This window comes from Halobaculum sp. MBLA0147 (assembly GCF_041361345.1).
GTDB lineage: Archaea > Halobacteriota > Halobacteria > Halobacteriales > Haloferacaceae > JAHENP01.
On sequence record NZ_JBGKAD010000001.1, the window covers coordinates 1,887,317 to 1,910,837 of the forward strand.

The 23,521-nt window shown below is 67.7% G+C and carries 20 protein-coding genes; 5 read left to right on the top strand and 15 right to left on the bottom strand.

What is annotated here, in order from left to right; all coding sequences use genetic code 11:
• Positions 1-176: 176 nt before the first annotated feature.
• The gene (locus RYH80_RS08980) at positions 177-485 is read right to left on the bottom strand and encodes a non-histone chromosomal MC1 family protein (protein ID WP_370903518.1); all 309 of its coding nucleotides are present in this window, start codon (positions 483-485) and stop codon (positions 177-179) included.
• A 233-nt stretch (positions 486-718) separates the two neighbouring features.
• Here RYH80_RS08980 and RYH80_RS08985 point away from each other — a divergent pair, with 233 nt between their 5' ends.
• Positions 719-1,747, top strand: a complete 1,029-nt coding sequence (locus tag RYH80_RS08985) for a methyltransferase domain-containing protein (RefSeq protein WP_370903519.1) — start codon at positions 719-721, stop codon at positions 1,745-1,747.
• 324 nt (positions 1,748-2,071) lie between these two features.
• Here the strand turns inward: RYH80_RS08985 and RYH80_RS08990 are convergent, their stop codons facing one another.
• From RYH80_RS08990 to RYH80_RS09015, 6 genes are all read right to left on the bottom strand, one after another.
• On the bottom strand, positions 2,072-2,731 hold the full coding sequence (locus RYH80_RS08990) for a protein sorting system archaetidylserine decarboxylase (RefSeq protein WP_370903520.1): 660 nt from the start codon (positions 2,729-2,731) through the stop codon (positions 2,072-2,074).
• A 108-nt stretch (positions 2,732-2,839) separates the two neighbouring features.
• Positions 2,840-3,886 carry an AAA family ATPase gene (locus tag RYH80_RS08995; RefSeq protein WP_370903521.1) on the bottom strand — a complete coding sequence of 349 codons (1,047 nt, stop codon included), beginning with the start codon at positions 3,884-3,886 and terminating at the stop codon, positions 2,840-2,842.
• A 99-nt stretch (positions 3,887-3,985) separates the two neighbouring features.
• The gene (locus RYH80_RS09000) at positions 3,986-5,491 is read right to left on the bottom strand and encodes an MATE family efflux transporter (RefSeq protein ID WP_370903522.1); all 1,506 of its coding nucleotides are present in this window, start codon (positions 5,489-5,491) and stop codon (positions 3,986-3,988) included.
• 356 nt (positions 5,492-5,847) lie between these two features.
• Positions 5,848-6,915 carry an OapC/ArvC family zinc-ribbon domain-containing protein gene (locus RYH80_RS09005; RefSeq protein ID WP_370903523.1) on the bottom strand — a complete coding sequence of 356 codons (1,068 nt, stop codon included), beginning with the start codon at positions 6,913-6,915 and terminating at the stop codon, positions 5,848-5,850.
• On the bottom strand, positions 6,916-7,311 hold the full coding sequence (locus RYH80_RS09010; RefSeq protein ID WP_370903524.1) for a DUF2073 domain-containing protein: 396 nt from the start codon (positions 7,309-7,311) through the stop codon (positions 6,916-6,918).
• A gap of 5 nt (positions 7,312-7,316) precedes the next feature.
• Positions 7,317-7,958 (bottom strand): Era-like GTP-binding protein, encoded by a 642-nt coding sequence (locus tag RYH80_RS09015; protein WP_370903525.1) that lies wholly within the window; start codon positions 7,956-7,958, stop codon positions 7,317-7,319.
• A gap of 1,593 nt (positions 7,959-9,551) precedes the next feature.
• Here RYH80_RS09015 and RYH80_RS09020 point away from each other — a divergent pair.
• Positions 9,552-11,198, top strand: coding sequence for a Cdc6/Cdc18 family protein (locus tag RYH80_RS09020; protein ID WP_489753331.1), 1,647 nt, complete (start codon positions 9,552-9,554; stop codon positions 11,196-11,198).
• 434 nt (positions 11,199-11,632) lie between these two features.
• Here RYH80_RS09020 and RYH80_RS09025 read toward each other — a convergent pair whose 3' ends face one another.
• The 6 genes from RYH80_RS09025 to RYH80_RS09050 all read right to left on the bottom strand — a co-directional run bounded on the left by RYH80_RS09025 (position 11,633) and on the right by RYH80_RS09050 (position 19,258).
• Positions 11,633-12,790, bottom strand: a complete 1,158-nt coding sequence (locus tag RYH80_RS09025) for a S26 family signal peptidase (RefSeq protein WP_370903528.1) — start codon at positions 12,788-12,790, stop codon at positions 11,633-11,635.
• A gap of 250 nt (positions 12,791-13,040) precedes the next feature.
• Complete coding sequence (gene aspS, locus RYH80_RS09030) at positions 13,041-14,345, bottom strand: aspartate--tRNA(Asn) ligase (RefSeq protein ID WP_370903529.1); 1,305 nt, start codon at positions 14,343-14,345, stop codon at positions 13,041-13,043.
• An 84-nt stretch (positions 14,346-14,429) separates the two neighbouring features.
• On the bottom strand, positions 14,430-16,793 hold the full coding sequence (locus RYH80_RS09035; protein WP_370903531.1) for a methyl-accepting chemotaxis protein: 2,364 nt from the start codon (positions 16,791-16,793) through the stop codon (positions 14,430-14,432).
• Positions 16,794-16,991: 198 nt separating this feature from the next.
• Positions 16,992-17,729 (bottom strand): phosphoglycerol geranylgeranyltransferase, encoded by a 738-nt coding sequence (locus RYH80_RS09040; RefSeq protein ID WP_370903532.1) that lies wholly within the window; start codon positions 17,727-17,729, stop codon positions 16,992-16,994.
• Positions 17,730-17,849: 120 nt separating this feature from the next.
• Positions 17,850-18,455: a dTMP kinase gene (tmk, locus tag RYH80_RS09045; protein WP_370903533.1), complete on the bottom strand. Its 606-nt coding sequence runs from the start codon at positions 18,453-18,455 to the stop codon at positions 17,850-17,852.
• 50 nt (positions 18,456-18,505) lie between these two features.
• On the bottom strand, positions 18,506-19,258 hold the full coding sequence (locus RYH80_RS09050) for a DUF8170 family protein (protein WP_370903534.1): 753 nt from the start codon (positions 19,256-19,258) through the stop codon (positions 18,506-18,508).
• A gap of 109 nt (positions 19,259-19,367) precedes the next feature.
• Between RYH80_RS09050 and RYH80_RS09055 the strand changes: the two genes are divergently transcribed.
• On the top strand, positions 19,368-20,093 hold the full coding sequence (locus RYH80_RS09055; protein ID WP_370903535.1) for a hypothetical protein: 726 nt from the start codon (positions 19,368-19,370) through the stop codon (positions 20,091-20,093).
• Positions 20,094-20,410: 317 nt separating this feature from the next.
• Here the strand turns inward: RYH80_RS09055 and RYH80_RS09060 are convergent, their stop codons facing one another.
• Entirely contained in the window at positions 20,411-21,061 is a 651-nt protein-coding gene (locus tag RYH80_RS09060) for a hypothetical protein (RefSeq protein ID WP_370903536.1), read from the bottom strand.
• A 104-nt stretch (positions 21,062-21,165) separates the two neighbouring features.
• Complete coding sequence (locus RYH80_RS09065; RefSeq protein ID WP_370903538.1) at positions 21,166-21,714, bottom strand: peptidylprolyl isomerase; 549 nt, start codon at positions 21,712-21,714, stop codon at positions 21,166-21,168.
• 281 nt (positions 21,715-21,995) lie between these two features.
• Here RYH80_RS09065 and RYH80_RS09070 point away from each other — a divergent pair, with 281 nt between their 5' ends.
• Together RYH80_RS09070 and RYH80_RS09075 are read left to right on the top strand one after the other, a co-directional pair.
• Positions 21,996-22,817, top strand: a complete 822-nt coding sequence (locus RYH80_RS09070) for a transcriptional regulator TbsP domain-containing protein (RefSeq protein WP_370903539.1) — start codon at positions 21,996-21,998, stop codon at positions 22,815-22,817.
• A 53-nt stretch (positions 22,818-22,870) separates the two neighbouring features.
• On the top strand, positions 22,871-23,515 hold the full coding sequence (locus tag RYH80_RS09075; protein ID WP_370903540.1) for a hypothetical protein: 645 nt from the start codon (positions 22,871-22,873) through the stop codon (positions 23,513-23,515).
• Positions 23,516-23,521 lie beyond the last annotated feature (6 nt).

Here is a 23,521-nt window from a genome sequence, read left to right on the forward strand (position 1 = left end):
GGCACGCCGCCACGTCGCAGTCCTCGAGAGTGTCGCGCGGTTGGAGACCGGCTGGTCGTCCCACGCGCGTACGTGTGGTCACGCCGGGTGAGACCGCGCACAGGGAGACAACGGGCCGTTCGGGACAAAGCTGTCGCTCGGCGGCTGGGAGTCAAAGAACGCGATCGCGACCGACCTCACTCGTCGAGGTGCTCGATACCCTTCTTCGAGACGTTCGCCTCGGTGATCTCGTCGGGCATCCAGTCGGGTTTGTTGTCTGGGGCAGTCTCTTCCCAGGCCCACCCGTCGTATATGTGTACCTTGTCGGTTCCCTTCTCGCGGAGCCTGAGCTCCGTCTCGTCTGCAGCGTCTTCGGACCCCGCCGGATCGAGCCGGCGAGCGGCCTTCAACGCGGCCTGACGCGGTGTGTTACCCGAGAAGACACTCTGTTCGTCACCGTCCCCCTCGCGCAGGGCGAAGTTCCGCTTGCCGTCGTCACGTACCATGGTTCTCGCCTCCGTGTGATTCCAACACACACTGCGGCATAAAGATACCGGGGGAAAGCCGTCGCCCTCTTGCGGTTACTTATATACTCTCGGGTGTCGAGCGCGCGATGGTCGCTCGTCTAGCGTCCGGACGGGTGTGGAACACCCGAGAGCGGCGGAGGCAGGGGACTGCTGGCTCGGCCGTTCGAGGGGACGAGCGAGGGGTTGAAGCCGCGGTCGGACGGACTCCGAGTGTGTACGCGTTGGAACTGGTCGGCGAGGAGGACGCGTTCGCGGCACGAGAGGCGTCGACTGCGGCGGGTGGCGTCGAGCGAGTCGCGCCGGGGCTCGCGACCGCGCGGTCGGTCGACCGGGAACGGCTCGAACGGGTGGCGTACACGCGCGCCGCGAGTCGACTCCTCGCGGAGACGGACGCGAGCGTCGAGGGCGCGCGCGCGGCCGCGACGACCGCGAGTCTCGGTGACCGGACCGGATCCGTCGCCGTTCGAGCCAGAGACGTGCGTGCGACCGCGGGCGTCTCGACGACCGAGGCGGAGCGCGCGGTCGGTGGTGTCCTCGTCGACCGCGGGTTCGAGGTCGACCTCGACGATCCCGACCACGAGTTCCGGGTGTTGTTCGCCGGTGACACCTGTCTCCTCGGGTGGCTCGCGGTCGAGTCGAACCGCGATTACGGGAGTCGGAAACCGACGGACAGGCCGTTCTTCCAGCCCGGGAGTATGGATCCGCTCGACGCACGTGCGTACGCGAACCTCGCCGGAGCGGGCCCAGGTCGGACCGTCCTCGACCCGATGTGTGGGACTGGTGGACTCCTCGTCGAGGCGGGACTCGCCGGGAGTCGCGTCGTAGGTGTCGACGCACAGTCGAAGATGGTCCGCGGGAGTCGCGAGAACCTCGAGGCGTACCTCGACGGCGGCTACGACGTGGTCCGTGGAGACGCGACGCGGCTCCCGGTCGCGGACGGTGCGGTCGACGGGGTCGTCGTCGACGCGCCGTACGGGCGGCAGTCGAAGATCGCGGGCCACGAGCTCGACGAGTTGCTCCGGGAGGCACTCGGGGAGTTCCGCCGCGTCGCGCCGCGGTGCGTCCTCGTCGCGGACCGCCGGTGGACCGACGCCGCGCGCGAGGCCGGGTGGCACGTCGAACGCGTGTTCGAGCGCCGCGTCCACCGCTCGCTGGTGAGACACGTCCACCTCCTCGACACCGAGCCCGACGAGCAGAGCGTGCCGGCGAGAGCGCTCGGAGCCGACGACGACCAGGCGTGATCGGGCAGTGAAGCGGGCCCCAGACGGCACCACACCGCACCACTCCTCACCCTCCCCAGCCGCCTCACTCGCTGCGCTCGTTCGTCCCTCGCGTGCGAGGCGCTCGTTCCACTCGCGCCACACACGCGCCGACTGTGATCGACACACCGCACGGAACGCCGTCCTCGGGGAGTCGGTCTGATCGTCTGTACAGTCCAGACCGGTCGTGTACAATCCAGACTGGTCGTGTGCGGTCCAGTTGGTCGTCCGTGCCGTCGAGGGCGGTCGTGTGTAATCCGGACTGGTCGTGTGCGGTCCAGACCGGTCGTCACCGGTGCAGTCGGATCAGTCCTCGTCCGTGTGGTTCGGGACCTCCTCCGTACCGGAGGCCCGGTCTTCGTCGGTGTACGCGAGCACCGTCTCGCCCGCGCGCACGGCCGCACCCGTCTCGACACGTACGTCGTCGCGGTCGAACCGCTCGGGGAGCACCACGTCCGCGCGCGACCCGAACGCGATGTGGCCGATCCGTTCGCCGCGGTCGACCGTCTGGCCCGCGGAGACGTACGGACTGATCCGTCGCGCGAACCACCCGGCGATCAGGGCTCCGTCCACGTCGTCGATCCGGAACTCGACGCGCTCGTTGCGCTCGGACTCCTTCGAGAACGCCGGCCGGTGTGCGCCGGGCCGGTGGTCGAGTCGCTCGACCGTTCCGCGCGTGGGCGCACGCGTGACGTGTACGTCCAGCGGGCTCATGAACACGCCGACGCGAACCCGGTCGCCGTCCGTCCGGATCACGGAGACGTGGCCGTCCGCCGGAGCGAGCACACCCTCCTCGGGTGGCTCTCGCTCCGGATCGCGGAAGAACCAGACGACGAACAGCGTGAGGCCGACGAACAGCGGTGTCGCCGGCGGGAGGAGGACGAGCGACGCGAGACTACCGCCGACGAGCGGGAGTGCCCACCGCCGGAGTGCGGGTGCGAACCGCGTGGTGAGTGTCGTGTCCATGGGTGTAGGGACGAAAGGGTGTTCGTGTGGAGGTGACGGGTGGTGTAGACGTGATGGGGCGTGCGTGTGAACCGAGAGGGTGGTGTGCCCGGTGTGGGCCCGGACCGCTCAGGCGGACGCGGACGCGAGCCGTTGGTCGAGGGACCGCCGGCCGGCGGCCCACGAAGTGAGCAGGTGGGTGAGGTGGAGTCGGTCGTCCGTGCCGTCGACCATCGTCAGGTCCACCTCCCCGGCCAGCGCGTGGAGGCGCGTCACGTCGTGACTCCCGATCTCGGAGCTACTCCGGGCCACCCGGAGCAGTTCCCGCAGGAGCGTGTCCCCGTCGAACCCCTGTTCGTACAGCAGGTCGTCGAGCGTCCCGCGGGCGTCGCCCACGTCGCCGACCCGTGCGTCCGAGACCACACTCCGCAGTTCGTCGTCGACGCCCACGTCGTCGAGCGTCTCGTAGGCGGCCTGCATCGTGATCTCGTCGTGGTCGGACGCCGTCGCCTGTGCCGACAACACCGCCTCTCGGAGGTCCCCGTCGGCCGCACTCGCGACGAACTCGAGTCCCTCGGGTTCCGTCGGCACGTCCTCGGCCTCGCAGATCCCCGCGAGCACGTCGATGATCTCGTCGGTCGTCGGCGCGCGAACCGGCACGGGGAAACACCGCGACCGGATCGGCGGGATCAGCTTTGAGGGCTGGCGCGTGACGATCACGAACTGCGTCGTGCGGTGGAACCGTTCCATCACCCGCCGGAGCGCCTGCTGAAAGTCCTCGCGGATCGCCTCCGCGTTGTCCAACACGACGGTCTTGAACTCGCCGGACACCGGCGCGTTCGCGGCCGACTCCTTCAGAACGTGGTTGATCATGTCGCGTTTCGCCATCTGGGAGCGGCCGGCGAGGAACGGCCGGAACCGCGGGTCCTCGCGGATCTCCTTCTTGGTGCGGTCGAAGAAGTCCGCGACGTTGAGTTCCACGAGGTCGTTGTCCGGGTCGTCGTGTGTCTCGCGTGCGAGCGCGCGCACGGCAGCCGTCTTCCCGACACCCGGCGGCCCCTGGACGACGAGGTTCATCGGTTCGTCGAGGGCCCGTTCGAGTCGCTCGCGGACACTCGCCTGTGGCACCTCGTCCAACGCCGGGGCGTACCGTTCCGTCCACGTCGGCCCGTCCATCGTACACCCGGTAACGCGGGCGAGCGTATCAATCTGGCCGTTGTCGGGCGAGTCGTCGTCTCCGACGGGTCGAGAAGACTCCCTCGACGGGCCTCGGAGTCAGTCCGCGCTCGCGCCGACGCCGGACTCGCGGGCGACTCGCTTCCAGGCGTCACTCCAGTAGCGGAACAGGTTCACCGCCGCGCGGCCGTACATGTCTCCGAGGATCGCCACGAACACCGCCGTGAGTCCGAGTCCCATCCCGGGGAGTGCGAACGACAGTTCCCCCACGCCGAGGAGACTCCCGACGGGGCCGGCGAACAGTGTGACGCCGTACGCCGCCGGGAGCGCGAGGAACGCGATCGGCAGCCGGATCACGTACGTCGACAGCAGGGCGCCGTAGAACGGCCACCGCGTGTCGCCCGCACCGCGGAGACTCCCGCGCATCGTCCGCGAGACGGAGAACGCGGCGACACCTGGGCCGAAGAGACGGATAAAGTCGGCCGTCAGCGCGACGTTCGAGGCGTCGAACGCCGCCGCGAGCGGGCGGGCGAGCGCGACGATCACGGCCGCGAGCAGGAGCTGTGTCGCCAGCGCGATCCGGAGCGTCTGCCACCCGTAGTCGTCCGCCTCCGCCTCGTCGCCCGCACCGATGGCCTGCCCGACGAGCGTCGACGCGGCCGTCGAGTACCCCCACGCGGGCATCAACGCGAGCAGCATCACCCGGCGGCCGATGGCGTACGCCGCCACCACGTCCGTCCCGAGCACACCCAACACGAACAGGAACGGGAACCGCCCGAACGTCCGCGACAGCCGCGTCCCGGCGAGGGGGAGACTCACCCGGACCAACTCCGCGGCGGTGCTCCAGTCCCACTGTTTGCCACGGAGACGGAGTCGCACGTCGTACCGCCCCGACAACAGCGCGGCCGCGAACAGGCCTCCGGCGAGTGTGTTCGCCGCCGTCGTCCCCCAAGCGGCACCGGCGACGCCCAGTTCCGGGAACGGCCCGAGTCCGAAGATCAGAGCGGCGTTCAGACCGACGTTGGTCGGGAGCGTGAGCAGTCGGACGTACATCGGCGTTCGGGTGTCGCCGCTCCCGGCGAGTGCCCGCGCCGCGATCATCGACCAGAACCGGAACGCGACGGAGTACATCACCACGCGGAGGTACTCTCCGCCGAGTGCGATGGTCCGTGCGTCGTTCGTCAACACTGCGATCATCTCCTCGGCGAAGTAGTAGGAGAACAGCGTGATGGGGACGGACACCGCCAGTGCGAGCCACAGCGACTGTTTGATCGCGAAGTTCGCCTCCCGGTGGTCGTCGGCACCCTTCAGTCGGGAGACGACGCTGATCGTCCCGGAGGTGAGCGCCAACGCGAGGCCGAACGGGACGAAGTAGTACTGGAATCCCAACTCGAGTGCGGCGACGGCCGCGCCGCCCGCGTACACCGAGACCATGAAGAAGTCGGCGACGCGCAGTAGCGTCCGCATTCCCCCGGTGACCATCGCCGGTGCGGCGAGGTCGAACGCCTCCTTTCCCTTCTCGCGGTCGACGATCCCGACCTTCGAGAGCGCCACCGGGAACCAGAGGAGCGCGCCACGCAACCTGTCGGCGAGGGACGACGACATACGGCACCGTGTACCGGATCGGTCGTCAATGACTTTTCGAATCGAAACGGTGGGGTCGCGGTGTCGTCGCGGAGAGTGGTGTCGTGGTGTGGTTCTGGGAGGTGGTCGCGGGGAGTGAGAGGCAGACGACCGCTCGGTGTGTGTCGGTGACGGGTCCGGTTCGAGTGGAACGGACAGAGGAACGGGTCCGGTTCGGGTGGAACGGACAGAGGAACGGGTCCGGTTCGGGTGGAACGGACGGAGAAACGGGTCCGGTTCGAGTGGAACGCGAAGAGAGAGGGCAGTGGTTCGGGTGGACCGGCAAGGCCGGCCAGCCGTCTCCGGTCACTCCAGACGACGGGCCGTCCGGGGTGAAGTCACTCGTCCGGGGAGTCCCAGGCGTCGGGCATCTCGATGACGTACCGTCCGTCCTCACGCAGCGAGATGATGAACTCCTCGCGGTCGTACAGTTCCATCAGGTTCAACTCGTACTCACCCGGGCGGACGATCCGGATCGACTCGAACTGCTCGTTGAGTTCCTCGCGGAGCCGCTCGTAGCTCGGGTCCTGTGCGATCGCGTCCGGGTCCGCCGTCTCTTCCGCGCCCGTCGACCGTGTGTCGGCGTGCTCGGGGCCGTCCTCGGACGTGCCGCGTTCCGTGTGGTCCTCGGGCGTGCCGCGTTCCGTGCGCTCGCTCGCGGTCGTCGTCGAGGCGGCCTCGGGGTCGACCGACGGGTCGGCGGAGCCGTACTGGGGTAGTTCGGAGCCGGAGACGACCTCCGAACGGGCGTCGGCCTGCGCAGCGTCCTCCTCGTCCGTCTCCGTCTCGACGTCCGCGTGCGGGTCCGTCCCGCTGCGTGCCCCAGGCCGGTCGGTCGTCGTGTCGGGATCGGATTCGGGTCCGGCGTCGGCGTCCGCCTCCGAGACACCCTCGTCTCGAGTGGCGTACTCTTCGACCGTCGGTTGGTCGTCCGGCGTCGTCCGTTCGTGCGGCGTCGCGTCGGACGGTGATCGCTCGCGAGGCGTCTCGTCGGTCGGCGACTGCTCTTCGGGTGGCTCTCCCCGTGTCGCTCCCCGGGCTGCGTCGTCGGCCGGTGTCACCCCCTCGTCAGTCTCCGCGTCGACGGTCTGGCCGTAGTCGAATCCGGTCGGCTCTTCGGGCTCCTCCGGCTTCTCCGACTCCGCCGACTCACCCGGCCAACTCCGGTCGAGTGGGTCGTCGGGTTCCGGACTCGTCTCTCGTCCCCTCGTTTCACGTGGAGACGGGTCACGTGTCTCGGACGCGTCACCTCCCTGTCGACGCTCCGAGACACCGCTCTCCTCGGCGGCCTCGCGACTCGCGGGGTCGAACTGGAACTTCTTGCCGCCACACTCCGGACACCCCGAGAGCATCTCCTTCGAGCCGTCGGGGAACGTGCGTCCGCAGTTGGTGCACTGGTGTGGCATCTACTTCCGAGAGACGAGTGTACTGATGAAGTCCTCGTCTTTCTCGAGTGTCTCGATCTGGTTCGCCGGGCCGATGACGGTGAGCTTGTTCCCGCCGTCGTCGGCACCCGTGAGCCGGCCGATGAGACCGCTCGACGAGGAGCTCGGCCGGGGGTACGTCTCGATCTCGATCCCGGAGAAGTCGTCCGGGCTGATCTCCGTCATCGTCACCTCGATCAGTCGCGACTCCTCGTCGGGTGTCAACCCCTCTTCGAGCACGACGATGTCCCCGTCGCGGACCGAGTCGAGGATGAGACGTATCTTCTCCATGGACGTGAGCCCGTCCATCCGGGCGCCGCTGATCAGGTCCATCCGGACGCCGTCTGCGTCGCCGTCGTGTGGGGTCGCTTCTGCCATCTGTCTCACCCGAAGTACTCCGCGATCTTCTCGTACACTTCGTCCATGTTGTCACCCTCCAGCGCCGACAACGGCACCGTCTCGTGTTGCGGGAACGCGTCCGACACGCGCTTGACCTCCGAGTCGTCGAGGTCCGTCTTGTTGGCGAAGATCAACACCGGGAGCTCCTGGCTCTCGATGATCCCGACGAGCATCGTGTTGACCTGCGTGAACGGGTCCTCCGTGCTGTCGAGCACGTAGATGACGCCGTCGACGTCCTCTCGGAGCCAGTGCATGGCCTCGGCGACGCCCTCCGTCGCCTCCCGGGATCGCTCGACGGCGTCGTCTTTCGCCATGTCGTGGTCCAGGAACTCCTTGTAGTCCACCTTCGTCGTGACCCCCGGCGTGTCCACGATGTCGATGGTGACCGTCTTCCCGTTGCGCTCGATGGTGACGTCCTCCTTGCGGCGCGCCCGGCGCGTCTCGTGTGGGATGTGGCTCTCCGGTCCGACCGCGTCCCCAGTCCAGTCGCGGGCGATCCGGTTCGCCAACGTCGTCTTCCCGGCGTTGGGCGGTCCGTAGATCCCGATCCGTTTCGGCTCGGACTCGGAGAACAACCGATCCGTGACCTGTGAGATGCTGTCTCTGAGATTCGTGAGCAGACCCATTCTTGCCTCCGTTCCCCCTCCCCAGTGGAGGGCCTTGTGGGAACGAGACCGTGCCGTCACTTAAACACTACGTCAGACGGGGGTGTAGCGGGTGTAGGGCCTCGTTTCCGGTCGTGTACGGGGAGTTCGTGGGTGGTAGAGTGGCACCAGAGACTGCAGGGGTGAGTGGGCGGTAGAGTGGTGGCGGATGCCGCGACGCAGACGAAACGGAACGAGACGAGACGGAACGAGACGAGATGGGGCGAGACGAGACGGAGCGAGGAGAGACGGTACTCGTCGGAACGGCCACGGACAGGGTCGACGGAGAGAGTCCTCGCTACCCGTACCAGTACATTACCATATGCCACTATATGCTACTATATACTACTATATTCGGTAGTTGATTCTCACCACGAGTACGTAGAGTACGTTCTAAATAGAGACATTCGTGTGGAGAGCGACGTGTGTCGACGACCCCCCCACCCCTCCGTTTCTAGTGGAGAGTGAGACGGGTTGGGGGGAGGACCCCCTCGACGAGGCCACCACCGCGGCCGGCGACGCCAACCTAGCAGCACAGGACAGCTAAACAAATGGCCTGCTGTGTCATGCGGGTATGGTTGATCCACCGTGGATGTAAAACCACCGGTTCGTAGATAGGGGGTCCCCCACCCCCACCTCTCCCGAGTTCCACACGAAACGAAGGGGTGGGGGGGTCACCCTCGACGACAGAGACACCGCTCGGTAGGGAGATCGTCCCGGTGATCACGTCCTCACCCTCGACCGGCGACCGGACTCCGACCAGACCGAGTCGTACCGAGTCCCTCGACCGAACCGGAGCCGTGTCACACCGAGTCCCCCGACCGAACCGGAGCCGTGTCACACCGAGTCCCCCGACCGAACCGGAGCCGTGTCACACCGAGCCCCTCGACCGAAGTAGAGACGTGTCACACCGAGCTCGGCCCGACGGCGTAGACGTACCGGTCGGCGGAGCGAGTGACCAGTCGTCGGAGGAGTGGGACCCCGTCTCTCCGTGTTCACGGCCACGCTCTCGCCGTGCGTCCGAATTTACCGGACCAGACCCGTTGGATGGAAAGGCTTTTTACCCGCCTATTCGTCTACTTCGATTGCATCAATTGGAACGGGGCCAGGGTCGCTGGTCGGGAGAACACACCGTTGACGTAGTGTATCCGGTGTTCTCGTCCGTCGAGCGGCGATCTCCACTCGAAACGGAGGGGTCAACGACGTATGTCACGAGACGATTCGGCGGACGACGGCGACACCGACACCGACGGAGCGGCAGACGATCGGCAGGAAGAATCGGGCGGTGACGGTGACGCCACGGAGGAACGGCCGAGTACAGACGGGTCCGGAGCGCCGGACGACTCCCGAGGATCGACTGCGGTCGACAGGGGAGACCACTCGGCCGACGGGACCCCAGAAGACCACTCGGCCGACGGGACCCCAGAAGACGACTCGATCGACGGGACCCCAGAAGACCACTCGGCCGACGGGACCATAGACCGCGATCCGGCCGACGGAGAGCAGTCGCAGTCGGACGACCGGATCGACTCCGTCGACGAACTCGTCCGCAGTACGGCCGACGACGGGGGTGAGATGGGCGGTACTCCCGAGACCACCGACTCGTCGGCTCCCGACTCGCCGACGGAAGGCTCGCCGGTGACCGACACGCGGTCCCTCGGAGACGACGGAGACGAGACCGTGACGGACACCGATCCAGTCGCGACCGACACCGACACGACCGCGACGGACACGGACCCGATCACGACCGACACGGATCTCACGTCCACGTCTCGGTCGCGTTCGGACACGGCGGTCGACCTCGACGTCGACGAGGTGCTCGGGGACGACGACGGCGACAACACGGGGCTGTTCGACGACCTCCTCTCGGGTGAACCCATCTTCGAGAACAAGGAGGTGCTGCGGCCCTCCTACACGCCACAGAACCTCCCACACCGGAATGACCAGATCAACCAGATGGCGACGATCCTCGTCTCCGCGCTCCGTGGGGACACGCCGTCGAACATCCTGATCTACGGGAAGACCGGGACGGGGAAGACGGCGAGCGCGAAGTTCGTCTCCCAGGAGTTGGAGTCGACGAGCCAGCGGTACGACGTTCCCTGCGAGGTCGAGTACATCAACTGCGAGGTGACCGACACGCAGTACCGCGTCCTCGCACAGCTCGCCAACAAGTTCATCGAGAAGAACCGGACGGTGATCGACGACCGACTCGAGGACCTCCGGACGCTGCGCTCGCGTGCGGTCGACGACGAGAGCGCACTCGCCGGGACCGAGTACGCCGACCTGTCGGCGTTGGACGACCGGGTCGAGTCGTTGACCGAGGAGCGCGAGGAGTTGGAGGAGGTGCCGATGACCGGGTGGCCGACGGACCGGGTGTACTCGGCGTTCTTCGACGCCGTCGACCACCACGAACGCGTCGTGGTGATCATGCTCGACGAGGTGGACAAACTCGTCGAGAAGTCGGGCGACGACACGCTGTACAACCTCTCGCGGATGAACTCGGAGCTGGAGAACGCCCGGATCTCGATCATGGGCATCTCGAACGACCTGAAGTTCACCGACTTCCTCGACCCCCGCGTCAAGTCGAGTCTCGGCGAGGAGGAGATCGTCTTCCCGCCGTACGACGCCAACCAACTGCGAGACATCCTCCAGGCGCGTGCGGAGGTCGCCTTCGAGCCGGACGCGCTCACGGAGGACGTGATCCCGCTGTGTGCGGCCTTCGCGGCGCAGGAACACGGTGACGCCCGCCGCGCGCTGGACCTGCTCCGGACGGCGGGTGAACTCGCCGAGCGGAGTCAGGCGAACCGCGTCGAGGAGTCACACGTCCGGCAGGCACAGGACAAGATCGAACTCGACCGCGTCGTGGAGGTGGTCCGCACACTCCCGACACAGTCGAAGATCGTCCTGTTCTCGATCACCTTGCTGGAGAAGAACGGCGTCGAGGCGATCAACACCGGCGAAGTGTTCAACATCTACAAGCGACTCTGCGAGGAGATCGACGCGGACGTACTCACCCAACGGCGCGTCACGGACCTGATCTCCGAGTTGGACATGCTCGGGATCGTCAACGCGGTCGTCGTCAGCAAGGGGCGGTACGGTCGCACGAAGGAGATCTCGCTGTCGGTCCCGATCGAGGAGACGGAGGCCGTGCTCATGTCGGACTCCCGGCTCGGCGACATCGACGACGTTCAGCCGTTCGTCCAGGCGCGGTTCGACAACTGACTGCGGTCGTCGGGGCTGTTCCCGAGACTGCCAGCTCGTTCACGACCCCCACGATCCGTCTCGCGACTCCACTCGAACGGACTCGCGACTCCACTCGAACGGACGCCTCGGAACGAGACGAACCGCTTTTGTACCACCTGCCCGTTCACTCGTGTCCGGAGAAACTGCGGGGGCGACGACGCTCGACACGGCGACTCCCCGTACCACCCCTTCTCTTCGCGTGGACGATCGCAAGACGACGGCCGGTTCCGACCCCTCTCCCCCTCCACACGAAACGACGGTGTCGGCGAGCGAGCCGAGTCGTCACTCGACGCGAAGTGGGGGTGTGCCGAACGAGGTCGATGTCGCGTTCCACTCGAACCCGACGGGGGCGTCGTCGTTCGACGCGTCTCGTACCAGACCCGAGGTGTCGCTCCGAGACTGGCTCTCCGGAGTCACACCGGGTGTCCGGCACTGCCCCAGTCACCAGGTGTCGGTGGGCCGTCGGTCGTCACGGTGAGACCACCGCCGTCGACTCCGACCGTGACACCCTCACTGGCGGCGGCCGCGACGCCGCCACCGGCTCCGGTCGCGACACTACCGCCGGTAGCGGCCGCCGCGCTGCCGTCCGGACTCGACACCGGGGTCGTGGTCGCGGCACCGGAGAAGACGAGTCTGATCCACCCCAACAGCGGGATGCGGACGCGTGCGACACCACGGATCCACTCGGGTCTGACCGGCGGTGCGTCGATGCTGTTCACCTGGTCGTACATCCCGTTGTTGTCGCCCTTCGTCACGAAGCCGGCGTGTGGTGCCGGACAGTGACTGATCTCGCCGCAGGAGTCACCCGGGAGGTAGTCTGGGTTCGCGCGGTCGTACCAGTTCTCGCCCGCCTCGACGTAGAACCGCGCCCGGTGGATGATCGGCGGGCCGACCCGGTTCGGCGGGTTGTAGACGATCACCGACCCGGACGCGCCGAACGTCGCGTACCCCGTCTCCGCACCGACCTGCGCGGGGACGACCCCCGTCTCCCCGACACCCGCGTCCGGCGCGAACCGCCCCGGCTCCGTCACGAACACCAGGTCGCCCTTCTCCATGTGTGGCTCCATACTCCCCGACTCGACGGCGACCATCGGGGGCCACACCCCGGAGACGGAGAACAACACGAGTCCGACGACGGCGACGATCAGCGCCGACGACAGCGTCTCGCGGAGGAACACGACCGGGAGCGACTCGGACTCGCGGAACCGTCGCCAGAGGCCGGCGTCCGCCGGCGGGCCGGGACTCGCCGCCGACGGCTCCGGACGTGGTCGTCCACTCGGGCGGTCGTCTCCGTCCGCAGTCACGCCGGTCTCGATTGCCGTCCCGTCTGTCTCACTCGGAACTCCGTCTGTCTCACCCGACAGTCCTCCCGTCTCACTCGAAGATCCGTCCGTCTCGGGCGATCCGGATGGTCCGTCCGTCTCGGGTGACCCGTTCTCCGAGTCGGACGGGACCCCGTCGGTACCTGCACTGCCGGGTTCCGAGTCGACGGGTCGACCGTCGTCGCCGTGGGTCCCGTCGCGGCCGCCGGCCGACGCGTCGTCGTCGCGCCGTCCCGCCTCGTCCGTCATTGACCCCGCTTCCGGTGGGACGCGGGTCAACTTTCTGGTTTCCTGGGTCGCGTGTCGACGGGCGGTTCCGTCGTGAGAAACTCGCGTACCGCACTGCGGTCCGTTCTGCTCTGCTCTACCTCGCTCCGTTCCCTGCTCCCGAGGGATCTCCGCGGTTTCGCCTACGGCGAGAGTCGCTGTCGATCTCTCGGGAACTCGGTCACTCCACTCCGTTCCGTTCCCTGCTCCCGAGAGATCTCTGCGATCTCGCCTACGGCGAGAGTCGCTGTCGATCTCTCGGGAACAAGACCGCTTCGCGGATGTTGTCCAGATCCAACATCGTCGTCACGAGCCGGTCTGCGCCCATTCCCCACCCGGCGTGGGGCGGCATCCCGAACCGGAACATCTTGGTGTAGTAGTCGAACTCCTCGGGGTCGAGCCCCTGCTGTTCGAACCCCTCCACGAGGTGCTCGTAGCGGTGTTCACGCTGTCCGCCCGACACCAACTCCATCCGCGGGTGGTTCAGGTCGAACCCCGTCGACACCGTCTCGTCCTCGTCGGTGTCCATGATGTAGAACGGCTTGATCTCCGAGGGCCAGTTCGTGATGAAGTGGTGGCGGCCCACCTCCTGCCCGAGGACGTGTTCGGCCTCCGTCGACAGGTCGTCGCCCCACTCCAGCGTCTCGTCCAACTCGCCCGTCTCGTTGACCGTCTCCAGCGCCTCCCGGTAGGTCAGCCGCGGGAAGTCGCCCTCGGGCGTCTCGAACTCCTCCTCGAGGTCGAGTGCGGCCAACTGCTCGCCGCAGTTCTCCGCGACCGCCTCGTAGGCGTTCTGGACGAGCGCCTCCGCCACGTCCATCGCCTCGTGGTGGTCGTAGAAGGCCGACTCGAAGTCGATCGAGATCGCCTCGTTGAGGTGTCGCGGCGTGTTGTGCTCTTCCGCGCGGAAGATCGGGCCGATCTCGAAGACCCGCTCGACGCCGGAGCCGGCCACCAGCTGTTTGAACAACTGTGGCGACTGGTTCATGAACGCCTCGCGACCGAAGTACGAGATCGGGAACAGCTCCGTCCCACCTTCCGTCCCGGTGGCGACGATCTTCGGCGTGTTGATCTCCGTCGCGCCGTGCTCGCGGAACGTCTCGCGGGCCGCTCGCAGCACCTCCGAGCGGATCTGGAAGATCGCCTGCACCTCGTCTTTCCGTGCGTCCAGCGTCCGGTTGTCGAGCCGCGTCGGCAACTCGGCGTCGACCTTCCCGGAGGGGTCCAAGGGGAGTTCCGGATCGGCACCGGCGACGACCTCGAACGCCTCGGGGGTGACCTCCACGCCGGTCGGGGCGCGTGGCTCCTCCTCGACGGCACCGCTGACGCGGACCACCGACTCGCGGTGGGCGTCGAGTGCCGTCTCGACGAGGTCGTCGTCCATCTCGTCTTTCTCGAACTTCACCTGGATCTTCCCGGTCGTGTCTCGCAGGATGAGGAACGCGATCCCGCCGAGGTCGCGGATCTCGTGGATCCACCCGGCGACGGTCGCCTCCTCGCCCGCCGTGGCGTCTGCCGCGTACGTTCGTCCGTCCATACAGTCGCCTCTGCCGCGCGGCGGTTAAAACCGGTCGATTCGTGGCAACGCGGGGCGTACGACCGGAAGTTACTGCTCGGCCGATCAGTCGCCCCCTTCGCTCCCGTCCCCGTCGGCGACGAGGTCGTCGGACTCGACAGGCGCACTCGGCGTCTCTCCAGTCGTCGTCTCGTCCGTCTCGCCTCCGCCTTCCGCCTCGTCCGCTACCCCCGTGTCGCCGCCGTCTCCGTCCGGATCGACCTCGAACTGCTGGACGGCCTCGCGGAGTTCGTCGGCGTCCTCGGAGACGCGCCGTGCGGTCCGAGACACCTCCGAGACGGTGGCGGTCTGTTCCTCCGCGGCCGCGGAGACCTCGCCGGCCTCCTGGGCGTTCTGCTCGGCGATCTCCGACACGTCGTCGACCATCGCGGCGACCTCCTCCGTCGAGGCCGCCTGGTCGTCCGTCGCGCGGTTGATGTCCTGGATGCCCTCGTTCGTCTCCGTGACCACCTCGTCGATGGCGACCAACGCGTCGATCGCGTCCTCGACGGTGTCGTTGCTCGCCCGCAGGCGCTCCCCGGCGGCCCGCATCCGGTCTGCCGTCTCCGTCGTCTGGGCCTGCACGTCGTCGACGAGCGCGTCGATGTCGTCGGCACGGTCGCCCGCCTCCTCGGCGAGTTGTTTGATCTCGTCGGCGACGACCGCGAAGCCGTCCCCGTCCGTGTCCGTCCGTGCGGCCTCGACGTTGGCGTTCAACGCCAGCATGTTCGTCTGGTCGGCCACGTCCGCGATCACGTCCGTGAACGCCTCGATCTGCTCGACCTGCTCGACCAACTCGTCGACGGCCCCGACCGCCTCGTCCATCTCCGACTCGATCTCGTCGAGCGCCTCGGAGGCGTCCTCGGCCGCCTCGCGGCCCTCGCGACTCCGTTCGGCGGCGGTCTCGGCGCTCGTCGCCACCGCCCCACTCGTGGAGGCGACCTCCTCGACGGTCGCCGAGAGGTCGTTCGTCTCCGCCGCGACCTCCCGGAGCCGGTCGCGCTGGTCGTCCGTCCCGGCGCTGATCTCCTGGACGGTCGTCGCCACCTCGCCGGTCGCGGACTCGATCTCGTCGGCGCTGGCCGACAGCTCGTCCATCGACCCGGCGACGCTCTCGGCGAAGGTGCCGACCTCCGCCAGCGTCTCTTCTAAGTCCGCGACGACCGCGTTGAGCGTCTCGCCGATCTCGCGCATCCCCTCGTGGTCGCTCTCGGGGTCGACGCGGACCGTGAAGTCGCCGTCGGCGAGCTCGCGGAGCGCCTCGCGGTACGTCTCCGCCTTCGCCTCGAGGTGATCCGACAGTGCCTCCGCCTCCTCGCGGGCCGACTCGGCCTCCTCGGTCGCCGCCTCGGCGGCGGCCATCTGCTCGCGGAGGTCCGTCCGCATCGTCTCCAACCCCCGCGCGAGGTCGCCGAACTCGTCGTCGCGGTCCGTCTCGACGACGGTGTCGAGGTCACCCTCCTGGAGTCGTCGCACGTCCGACTGGAGCGTCCGGAGGTCCCGCAGTGCCGGCCGCTCGACGACCAACACGAAGCCGACGAGCCCCAACGCGATGGCTCCCAACAGGAGGAACAGGTCCGTCCGCAGCCCATCGACGACGCGGAAGAGGACCCCTGGCTCGGTGTAGGTGACGACGGACCACGCGGTCCCCTCGACGCCGTCGTAGCCGACGACGAGCCGCTCGCCGGTCGGACTGTTCGCACCCGACACCGTCGTCACGCCCTTCTCGCCGAGGATTCCGGACCGGACGGGCGCCGTGTCGACCCCGTCACCGCCGACGTGTTGGGTCCCGATCGCGGACCGGTTCTCACCGTCGTAGACGACCACGCCGTTCAGGTCGACGATCCGGGTCGTACTCTCGTCCAACACGGAGGCCAAGCGGTCGTCGACGTAGTCGATCGGGACGACGGCGATCAACACGTCGCCGCCGGGAGTCCGTGTGTAGACGATCCACGACCCGCTGCCGGCGGTGTTCGCCCTGACGATGGCGTCGTTCTGGTCCATCGACGTGGGGAGCTCGTACCCCAGCAGCGACACCGACTGCCCCATCACCTGTTCGTTCGACGTGGCCAGAATCTCGCCCGACGACGGGTCGACGAGGTGGATCGCGGAGATCTGTTCGGTCCCCGACCGCTGCTCGTACAGGTCGGTCAACCGCGTCGTCGCCGCGGCGGCGACCGACGACCCACGACGGACCCGCCCGGTCGTGTCGGCCAACTGCCGCGCGTTCGCCTTGAGGTTGAACACGACCGTCTGGACCGTGTTGTCCTGCACGTTCGCCTCCGCGGCCACCGTCGCCGTGCGCTCGCTCCGGACGGTGTCGCTCACCCCCGCGACCGTGTAGGCCCCGACCAGTGCACCGACCGCCACCACCGCCGCGAGACCGAGGAGTACCTTCGTCCGGTAACTCTCCCGTGGATCTAGCTCCATCCTGACTCCCCCGAAGTGCTACGCTCTTCGACCACATTTTCAAAAGCGAAACGGCGTGATTCGCAGTTGTGATACGGAGGCACAAACTTCAAACGAACGGTAGGTGAACTGGAGCTGCCGGCGGGGGAGACGCGGACATCGTCGTGTGGTCGTCGGCCACTTCTGCGCGGACTCGTCCGCGGCGGCCTCCCGGATCGCTCACTCCGAGACGGTCTCGACGGGCTCGCTCGCGGCGCTCCCGTCCTTCGCGCCCTCGACGGTCTCTCGGACGGCCGCGACGCCCTCGTCGTGGACGAGGTCGCCGACGACGACGGCGTCGGCGTACTGGCCCATCTCGCGGGCGGTGTCGTAGTCGTGGACACCGCCGCCGTAGAACAGCGTCGCGTCGTCGAGTCCCGCGGCGGCGGCCTCGACGACGGCGGGGTCGCCGTAGGTGCCGGAGTACTCGACGTAGACGATCTCCTGGCCCAACAGCTTCTCGGCCGCGCGGGCGAACGCCGCCACGTCCTCGGGCGACTGGTCACAGTCCGCCTCGGTCAACTCGGCGGCGTCGGCGTCCGGGTTGAGGATGACGTACGCCTCCGTCGTCGTCCGGTCCCAGTCGACGTTGTCGTCGATCCGCACCCACTCCTTGTGGGCGCCGGTGATCCAGAACGGGTCCTGGGCGTTCAACACGACGGGGACGAGGTAGCCGTCCAGCGCCTCGTCCTCGACGACGACGGCGGGGTTCGACGGCTCCTGGTACAGTGGCACGTCGTGTGCCGCACAGGCGTCCATCACCCGCTCCATCTTCTCGGCGGTCACGTCGAAGGTGCCGCCGATCTCGATGGCGTCCGTCCCGGTCGCACACACGTCGGCGAACGTCTCGTCGCCGTGTAGCTCCTTGTCCGGGTCGAGTTTCAACACGTGATCCCACGACTCCCACGGGCGACTCATGTCTCTACCGCGTCGTTGGGCCGAGCCCGATTAAAAACTACGCGGAACCCGGGGCGACGACTCTCTCGGCGGTCCTCACCCGAGCGAACTCCCCGTCCACTACCGTAGTCGGCCACCCGATCACGACCGATCGCGCGGTTCGCGACCGGTGAGTTCCGCCACGAGTTCCTCGACGCGGTCGATCACGACCTCCGGGGACGCGGTCGCGTCCACCCTGACGAAGCGGTCCGGCTCCGCCTCGCGCAGTCGCTCGTAGTTCGCCTCCACCTCGGCGAGGAAGCCGGCACGTTCGAACTTGTTCTCGGCACCCGCTCGTTCGGCGGCGGTCTGTGGGTCCACGTCGAAGTACAGCGTCGCGTCCGGCGTGCGGGTGAACGCCTCGTGGATCCCGCGGACGTACTCCAGCGGGCGCTTCAACTCCGTGTCGCCGAGACTCGCCGCCTGGTAGGCGTACCGCGAGTCCGTGTAGCGGTCGGAGATCACGAGCTTCTCCTCCGCGAGCGCGGGGCGGATCACTCGCGAGAGGTGAGCCGCGTGGTCCGCGGTGTAGAGGAACAGCTCCGCCAGCGGGTCGGCGTCGTCGTCCGCCAGCGACCGCTCGGCGGCCTCCCCGTACCACGACTCCGTCGGCTCGCGGGTGAACACCGCGTCCGGGTACGCGTCCCGCAGCGCCTCCCAGGCGGTCGTCTTCCCGCTCCCGTCGAGTCCCTCCAGCGTGACCAGCATCTACCCGGGTGTTCGACGGCCCGGGGTTAGGAATTGTGGGTCGCGACCGGTCACGGGACTTCGGCTGCCCGCTCTCGCAGCCGGTCGACGCTCACCCACGAGTGACACCGCCCGGCGAGGTCGAACAGCCGGAACTCGTTGCGGTGGACCCAACTGTACGCCGGGAGGTCGCCGTCGGCGAGTCGCGCTCGGGCGTCGGCTTCGAGTTCGGATCGCTCCACGTCGACCCCGTTCTCGGCGGCCGCCTCGATCAACTCGGTGACACGCGTCTCCCGTTCGGCCTCGTCCCCGTCGTCGTCGTACGCGGCGACGACCGCCGCGAGGAGTTCCGCCCTGCTGTCGATCTCGTGGTCGTCGATCCAGAAGTAGTCTCTCGGGAGGACGTGCGTCCGCTCGAAGTACGGCGAGTCGCTCACCTTCCCGAGTTCGGTGACCTCTCCGCCGGCGTCCTGTTCGTACACGCCGACGACGGTGTCGGTGTACGCGGCGACGACGTGGAACCGGATCTCGAACTCGGGGAGACGAGACAGGTCCATCTCCGGGAGGTCGCCGAGCACGTACGCGTACGACCCGACCCTCGCGTTGAGTTCGTCTGCGACCGTCCGGAGTCGTCTGACGTACGGCTCGCGGTAGCTCCCGAGCACGAAGTACGTCGTCTCCGGCGTCTGGAGCGGCGCGAGTTCTCGGTTCGCGTACCCCAACACCTCGGCCGCTTCGTCCGGTTCGAGTTCCACGTCGCCGAGCGCCCGGTCGATCGCCGCCTCGACCTCGGCCGCGTCTCCGGGCGGGGAGAGCTCGTCCATCGTCGAACGTGACTCGCGGACTAGACTACTTCGGCTTTTTGCCTCGAAACCAGACTAGTTCGTCCGAACTATTATTGTCGGCGGGAACCGAACGACACACGAGCCGACGATGAGTGACGCTCCCGTACAGTCGGACGGGCCATTCGAGGAACAGCGACGGGTGTACGACCTGCTCTCACAGGAGACGCGACACCTGATCCTCCAGACCGTGCTGGGCCACCCGACGAACCTCCCGTCACTCGGGGAGTTGGACCACTTGATCCCGAAGAGTACGGGGGCTATCGACGATCAACTGGACAGACTCGCCGAGGCGGACGTACTCGCCTGCTACACGTACGAACCGAACGCGGACAGTCGGGATCTCCCGTCACAGTTCTACGGGCCGACGGGGCGTGGCGTCGAGATTCTCGCCGAGTACAACTACCTCCGCGGGCTCCCGGTCGCGCGGGCCGTCTACAGGAACACCCGGAAGCCGGACCGGATCGAACGCCACGAGTCGGCACCGCGGCCGGAGTTACCCGAGACGGTCCGTCGCGCGTTGCGAGGCGACGACGCGACGGACGAGACCCCGCTGGTGGACCGTGTCCGCGAGTACAACGCGGGCCAGGAGAGTCTACCCGATCAGGTGCGCGTGATCGAGTCGCTGTGGGAAGCAGACCTGGGTCCCGACTCCGACGGAACGACGCCGACGGAGTTACGCGCACGACTGGACAGAGAGACGGAGTGTTCGCTGTCGACAGTTCTGGAGGAGTTGGCCGCTACCGGACTGGTCTTCGCCGACCCGACGGGTCGCTACCGACTCACGGACGCTGCGGTGGAGTTGGCCGAGTCGTAGCTTCCGGGCGGTCGTCTTCCCGCCCCGTCGAGTCCCTCCACCGTGAGCAGCATCTACCCGCGTGTTCGACGGCCCAGGGTCAGGAATCGTGGGTCGCGACTGTCGTCGTCTGCGCGTCTCTCCCGGTCGGACACGAACTCGCGTCGACGACCCTCGTCGCCTCACTGGTCCCCGTCGGGCCGAGACCGCAACCGTCTCCACGCCCGCTTGGCGGCGGTCAACGGACCCACTGTCGGGCCGTTGCGCATCCGGAGCGTGTCCTCGTCACTGTCGCTCATGTCCAACAGTCTAGCCGCGTCAGTGATAAATTCACCTGTTTACGAACACGCCTGGTTGTGTGAATCCCATTCGTCAACGATACCAGTTAGTGCATCCTGCGAGTACCAGATTACCGCGCCGGCGACCACCGACACGAGTAGAGTGATTATCAGGAGACCGATGTCTATCAGTGTTAGCTTCACGCCCTGGAGTCCGACGAATGCACCAGCAGTGAAGAGGTTGACCGCGCTCAAGGTGACGATGATACTCCCCACTAACAGGTACCGGTTTACCGTCGCTACCTTGGCATTGTGCGACATCCACTCGTCGTACTTCTCTACCAACACGCCTTCGAACTCGTCTCTACGGCCGTGTTCACCGCGATTCGCCTTCTTGAGGAACGAGCCGGAGACACCGAGGTCGATCGAGGTGGTAGTGTAGGTCACCGCCGAACTGAACAGTGCGAACCACAGGGCGACTAGTCCGAACACCGAACACGCGTTGACGAACTGACCGACGGTGAACTCCTGAGAGCGAACTGTCAGCGAGAGCCCGGTGAGGAGTATTCCAGCGAACACGATGTTGACTCGAAAGAGATTGACTGCGACCCTGTCCGTCGTCTGAATCTTCTCGATCTGTGCGTCGAGAGAGCGGCGTGCCTCCTCCAGACGACGTGTCCCGTCGGTACGACCCCGTTCGTCGCTCGCCATCACCGGGCTAGGAGTCGGTACTGAATTTTATACTTTTGATTTACCTGTAACGGAGAGAACAACGTGTCACGGGACTTCCGACCGGCTCACTCGCCCGCCGACCCTCACTCCTCGACGAGCACCGACTCGATCTCGACGGTCTCGCGCGGCGCGTCGTTGCGGTCGGTGGGGACCGAGCCGATCTCCTCGACGACGTCCATCCCGTCGATCACTTCGCCGAAGACGGCGTGTTTCCCGTCGAGGTGCGGCTGGGCGTCGAGAGTGACGAAGAACTGCGAGCCGTTCGTGTCCGGCCCGGAGTTGGCCATCGAGAGCACGCCCGGACCGTCGTGTGTCAACTCGTCGTGGAACTCGTCGTCGAACTCGTAGCCGGGGCCGCCGCGACCGGTGCCGGTCGGGTCCCCACCCTGGATCATGAAGTCGGAGATGATCCGGTGGAAGACGGCACCCTCGTACAGCGAGTCACCACGCGTCTCGCCCGTCTCCGGGTCCTCCCAGGTGTTCGTGTCCGGCGCGGGGGCGGCGTCCGCGGCGGGGTCGTGGCGCGCCAGTCCGAGGAAGTTCTCCACCGTCCGCGGCGCGCGGTCCGCGAACAGCTCTGCGGTGAACTCGCCGTGCGTCGTGTCGAAGGTGACCGTCGGGTTGTCGCTCATCACCACTCTCTCCGCGGGCCACTCGGTTAGTCGCTTCGTCTCCGCGACCCCACCGCCCTCGCCACGCTCCGGAACGCCCACCGCCCCCGGTCGGGCAGCCACGCCGAGCGCGCCCGACGCGGATCACCCCCGACGCACCTGTACCCTATCCGCGACGGCGTGTATTCACCCCCGAGTTCGCCTTGACCGAACGTGTCGCCCCCGACAATGCTTCCGTACCGAACGAATCTTTAGTTATCTCGGAAACGGTTATCTGTTCGAGGTATCTCCCGACCGGGACGATGACCACGGAGACGCGTCGGGAGTCCGCGGCCGAGACGGTCCGCGAGGTGCTCGCGGCGACGACTGGCGAGACGGAGCGGTACGTGATCAACCCCTCGGAGACGTTCCTGTTGGCGCTGGCGTCCGTCGCGGCGGAGACACGCGACGTGCCGCCGCTGCGGGTGCTCGGGCGTCGGGACGCCCTGCGGGTGCTCCGGACGGACTTCACCGCGGGGAGTCGCGTCGCGGACCTCGTCGCCGACGGTAGCGTCACCATCCGCGAGGCGGCGTTGGACGACGAGACGCCGATGCTCGTCGCCGAGGACGGCATCTACGCGCTGGTGTTGGTCGCGGACGTCACCGGCACCGTCGTCGCACGACCCGACGAGTTGGTGGCGGAGGTCCGAGAGACGTGTGCCGAGTTGTGGGCGGACGCCGACCCGTACCCGCTGCGACTCCCGGGGTACGACCGCCTCCGGGAGTCTGCACTGACCGACCTGGGGGAGGCGTTCCGCGACGACCTCGACACCGCTCTGACAGTCGCGGACGACCTCGACGACCCGGACGCGTTCCACCCGGTGCGAGCCGTCGTCGCCGTCGCGGCCCACCGCGAACTGCTCCACTACGACGTGAGTCGCTGGGGCGAGGACTGCGGGCTCGCCTCGACGGCCTCGTTCTCGCGTCACAAGACGGATCTCGAAGACGCCGGGCTCGTCGACACGGAGAAGGTGCCGGTCGACATGGGTCGCCCGCGCCAACGGCTCCTGCTCACCGACGAGGCACGCGACCTGGTCGACACCGAAGGGGTGGCGGCGCTGATCCGACGGGCGATCGCGGTGTGAGCGGACGGTGCTCACAGAAGACACATCACCCTCGACTCGCACCGACGGGACGCATGATCCCAACGAGCCGCGAGTTGGTCCACGAGAGCCTCCCGCTGGCGGTCGTCGCCGCATTCTGGACCGCCGTGTCGCTGGTCGCGCTCTCTCCCGCGGGCGGGACGGCCGCCCGGACGATCGGCGCGGTCGTCGTCGGCGCGGTCGCCGTCGTCCGCGGCCTGACCGTCGGGCGTCGCGACGCCGCCGAGACGACACCACGGACGGGCACCGCCACCCGTGTGTCGAGCGGCCTCGCCGCCGTCGGCGGGCTGGCGATCGACCGCCGGCCGGACGACGGCCCGATGCCGGTCACACCGCGTGCCCTCCTCCGGATGAACGCTCGCCTCGCACTCGGCGTCGCGCCGTGGCTGCTCGCCGCCGTCGTCTTCGAGGCGCTCGACGAGGTGTGGCGTGGTGTCGGGCTCCCCGGGCTGTTCGTCAGCCCGCAGCCGGCGCTGTCGTTCCTCGCCAGCGTCGTCGCCGTCGCGGTCGGCCTGCTGTTCGCCGTCGCCGCCGCGACGACGTGGCTCGACGCGAGCCGTCCCGCCGCCGGTGCGACCGGCGATCCCCCGGCCGGGGACACGGACTCGGCCGACGCGGCGACCGACACGGACGACTCCCCGACGGACGACGACACAGACGACGACTCCGCCGACGAGTGACTTCGA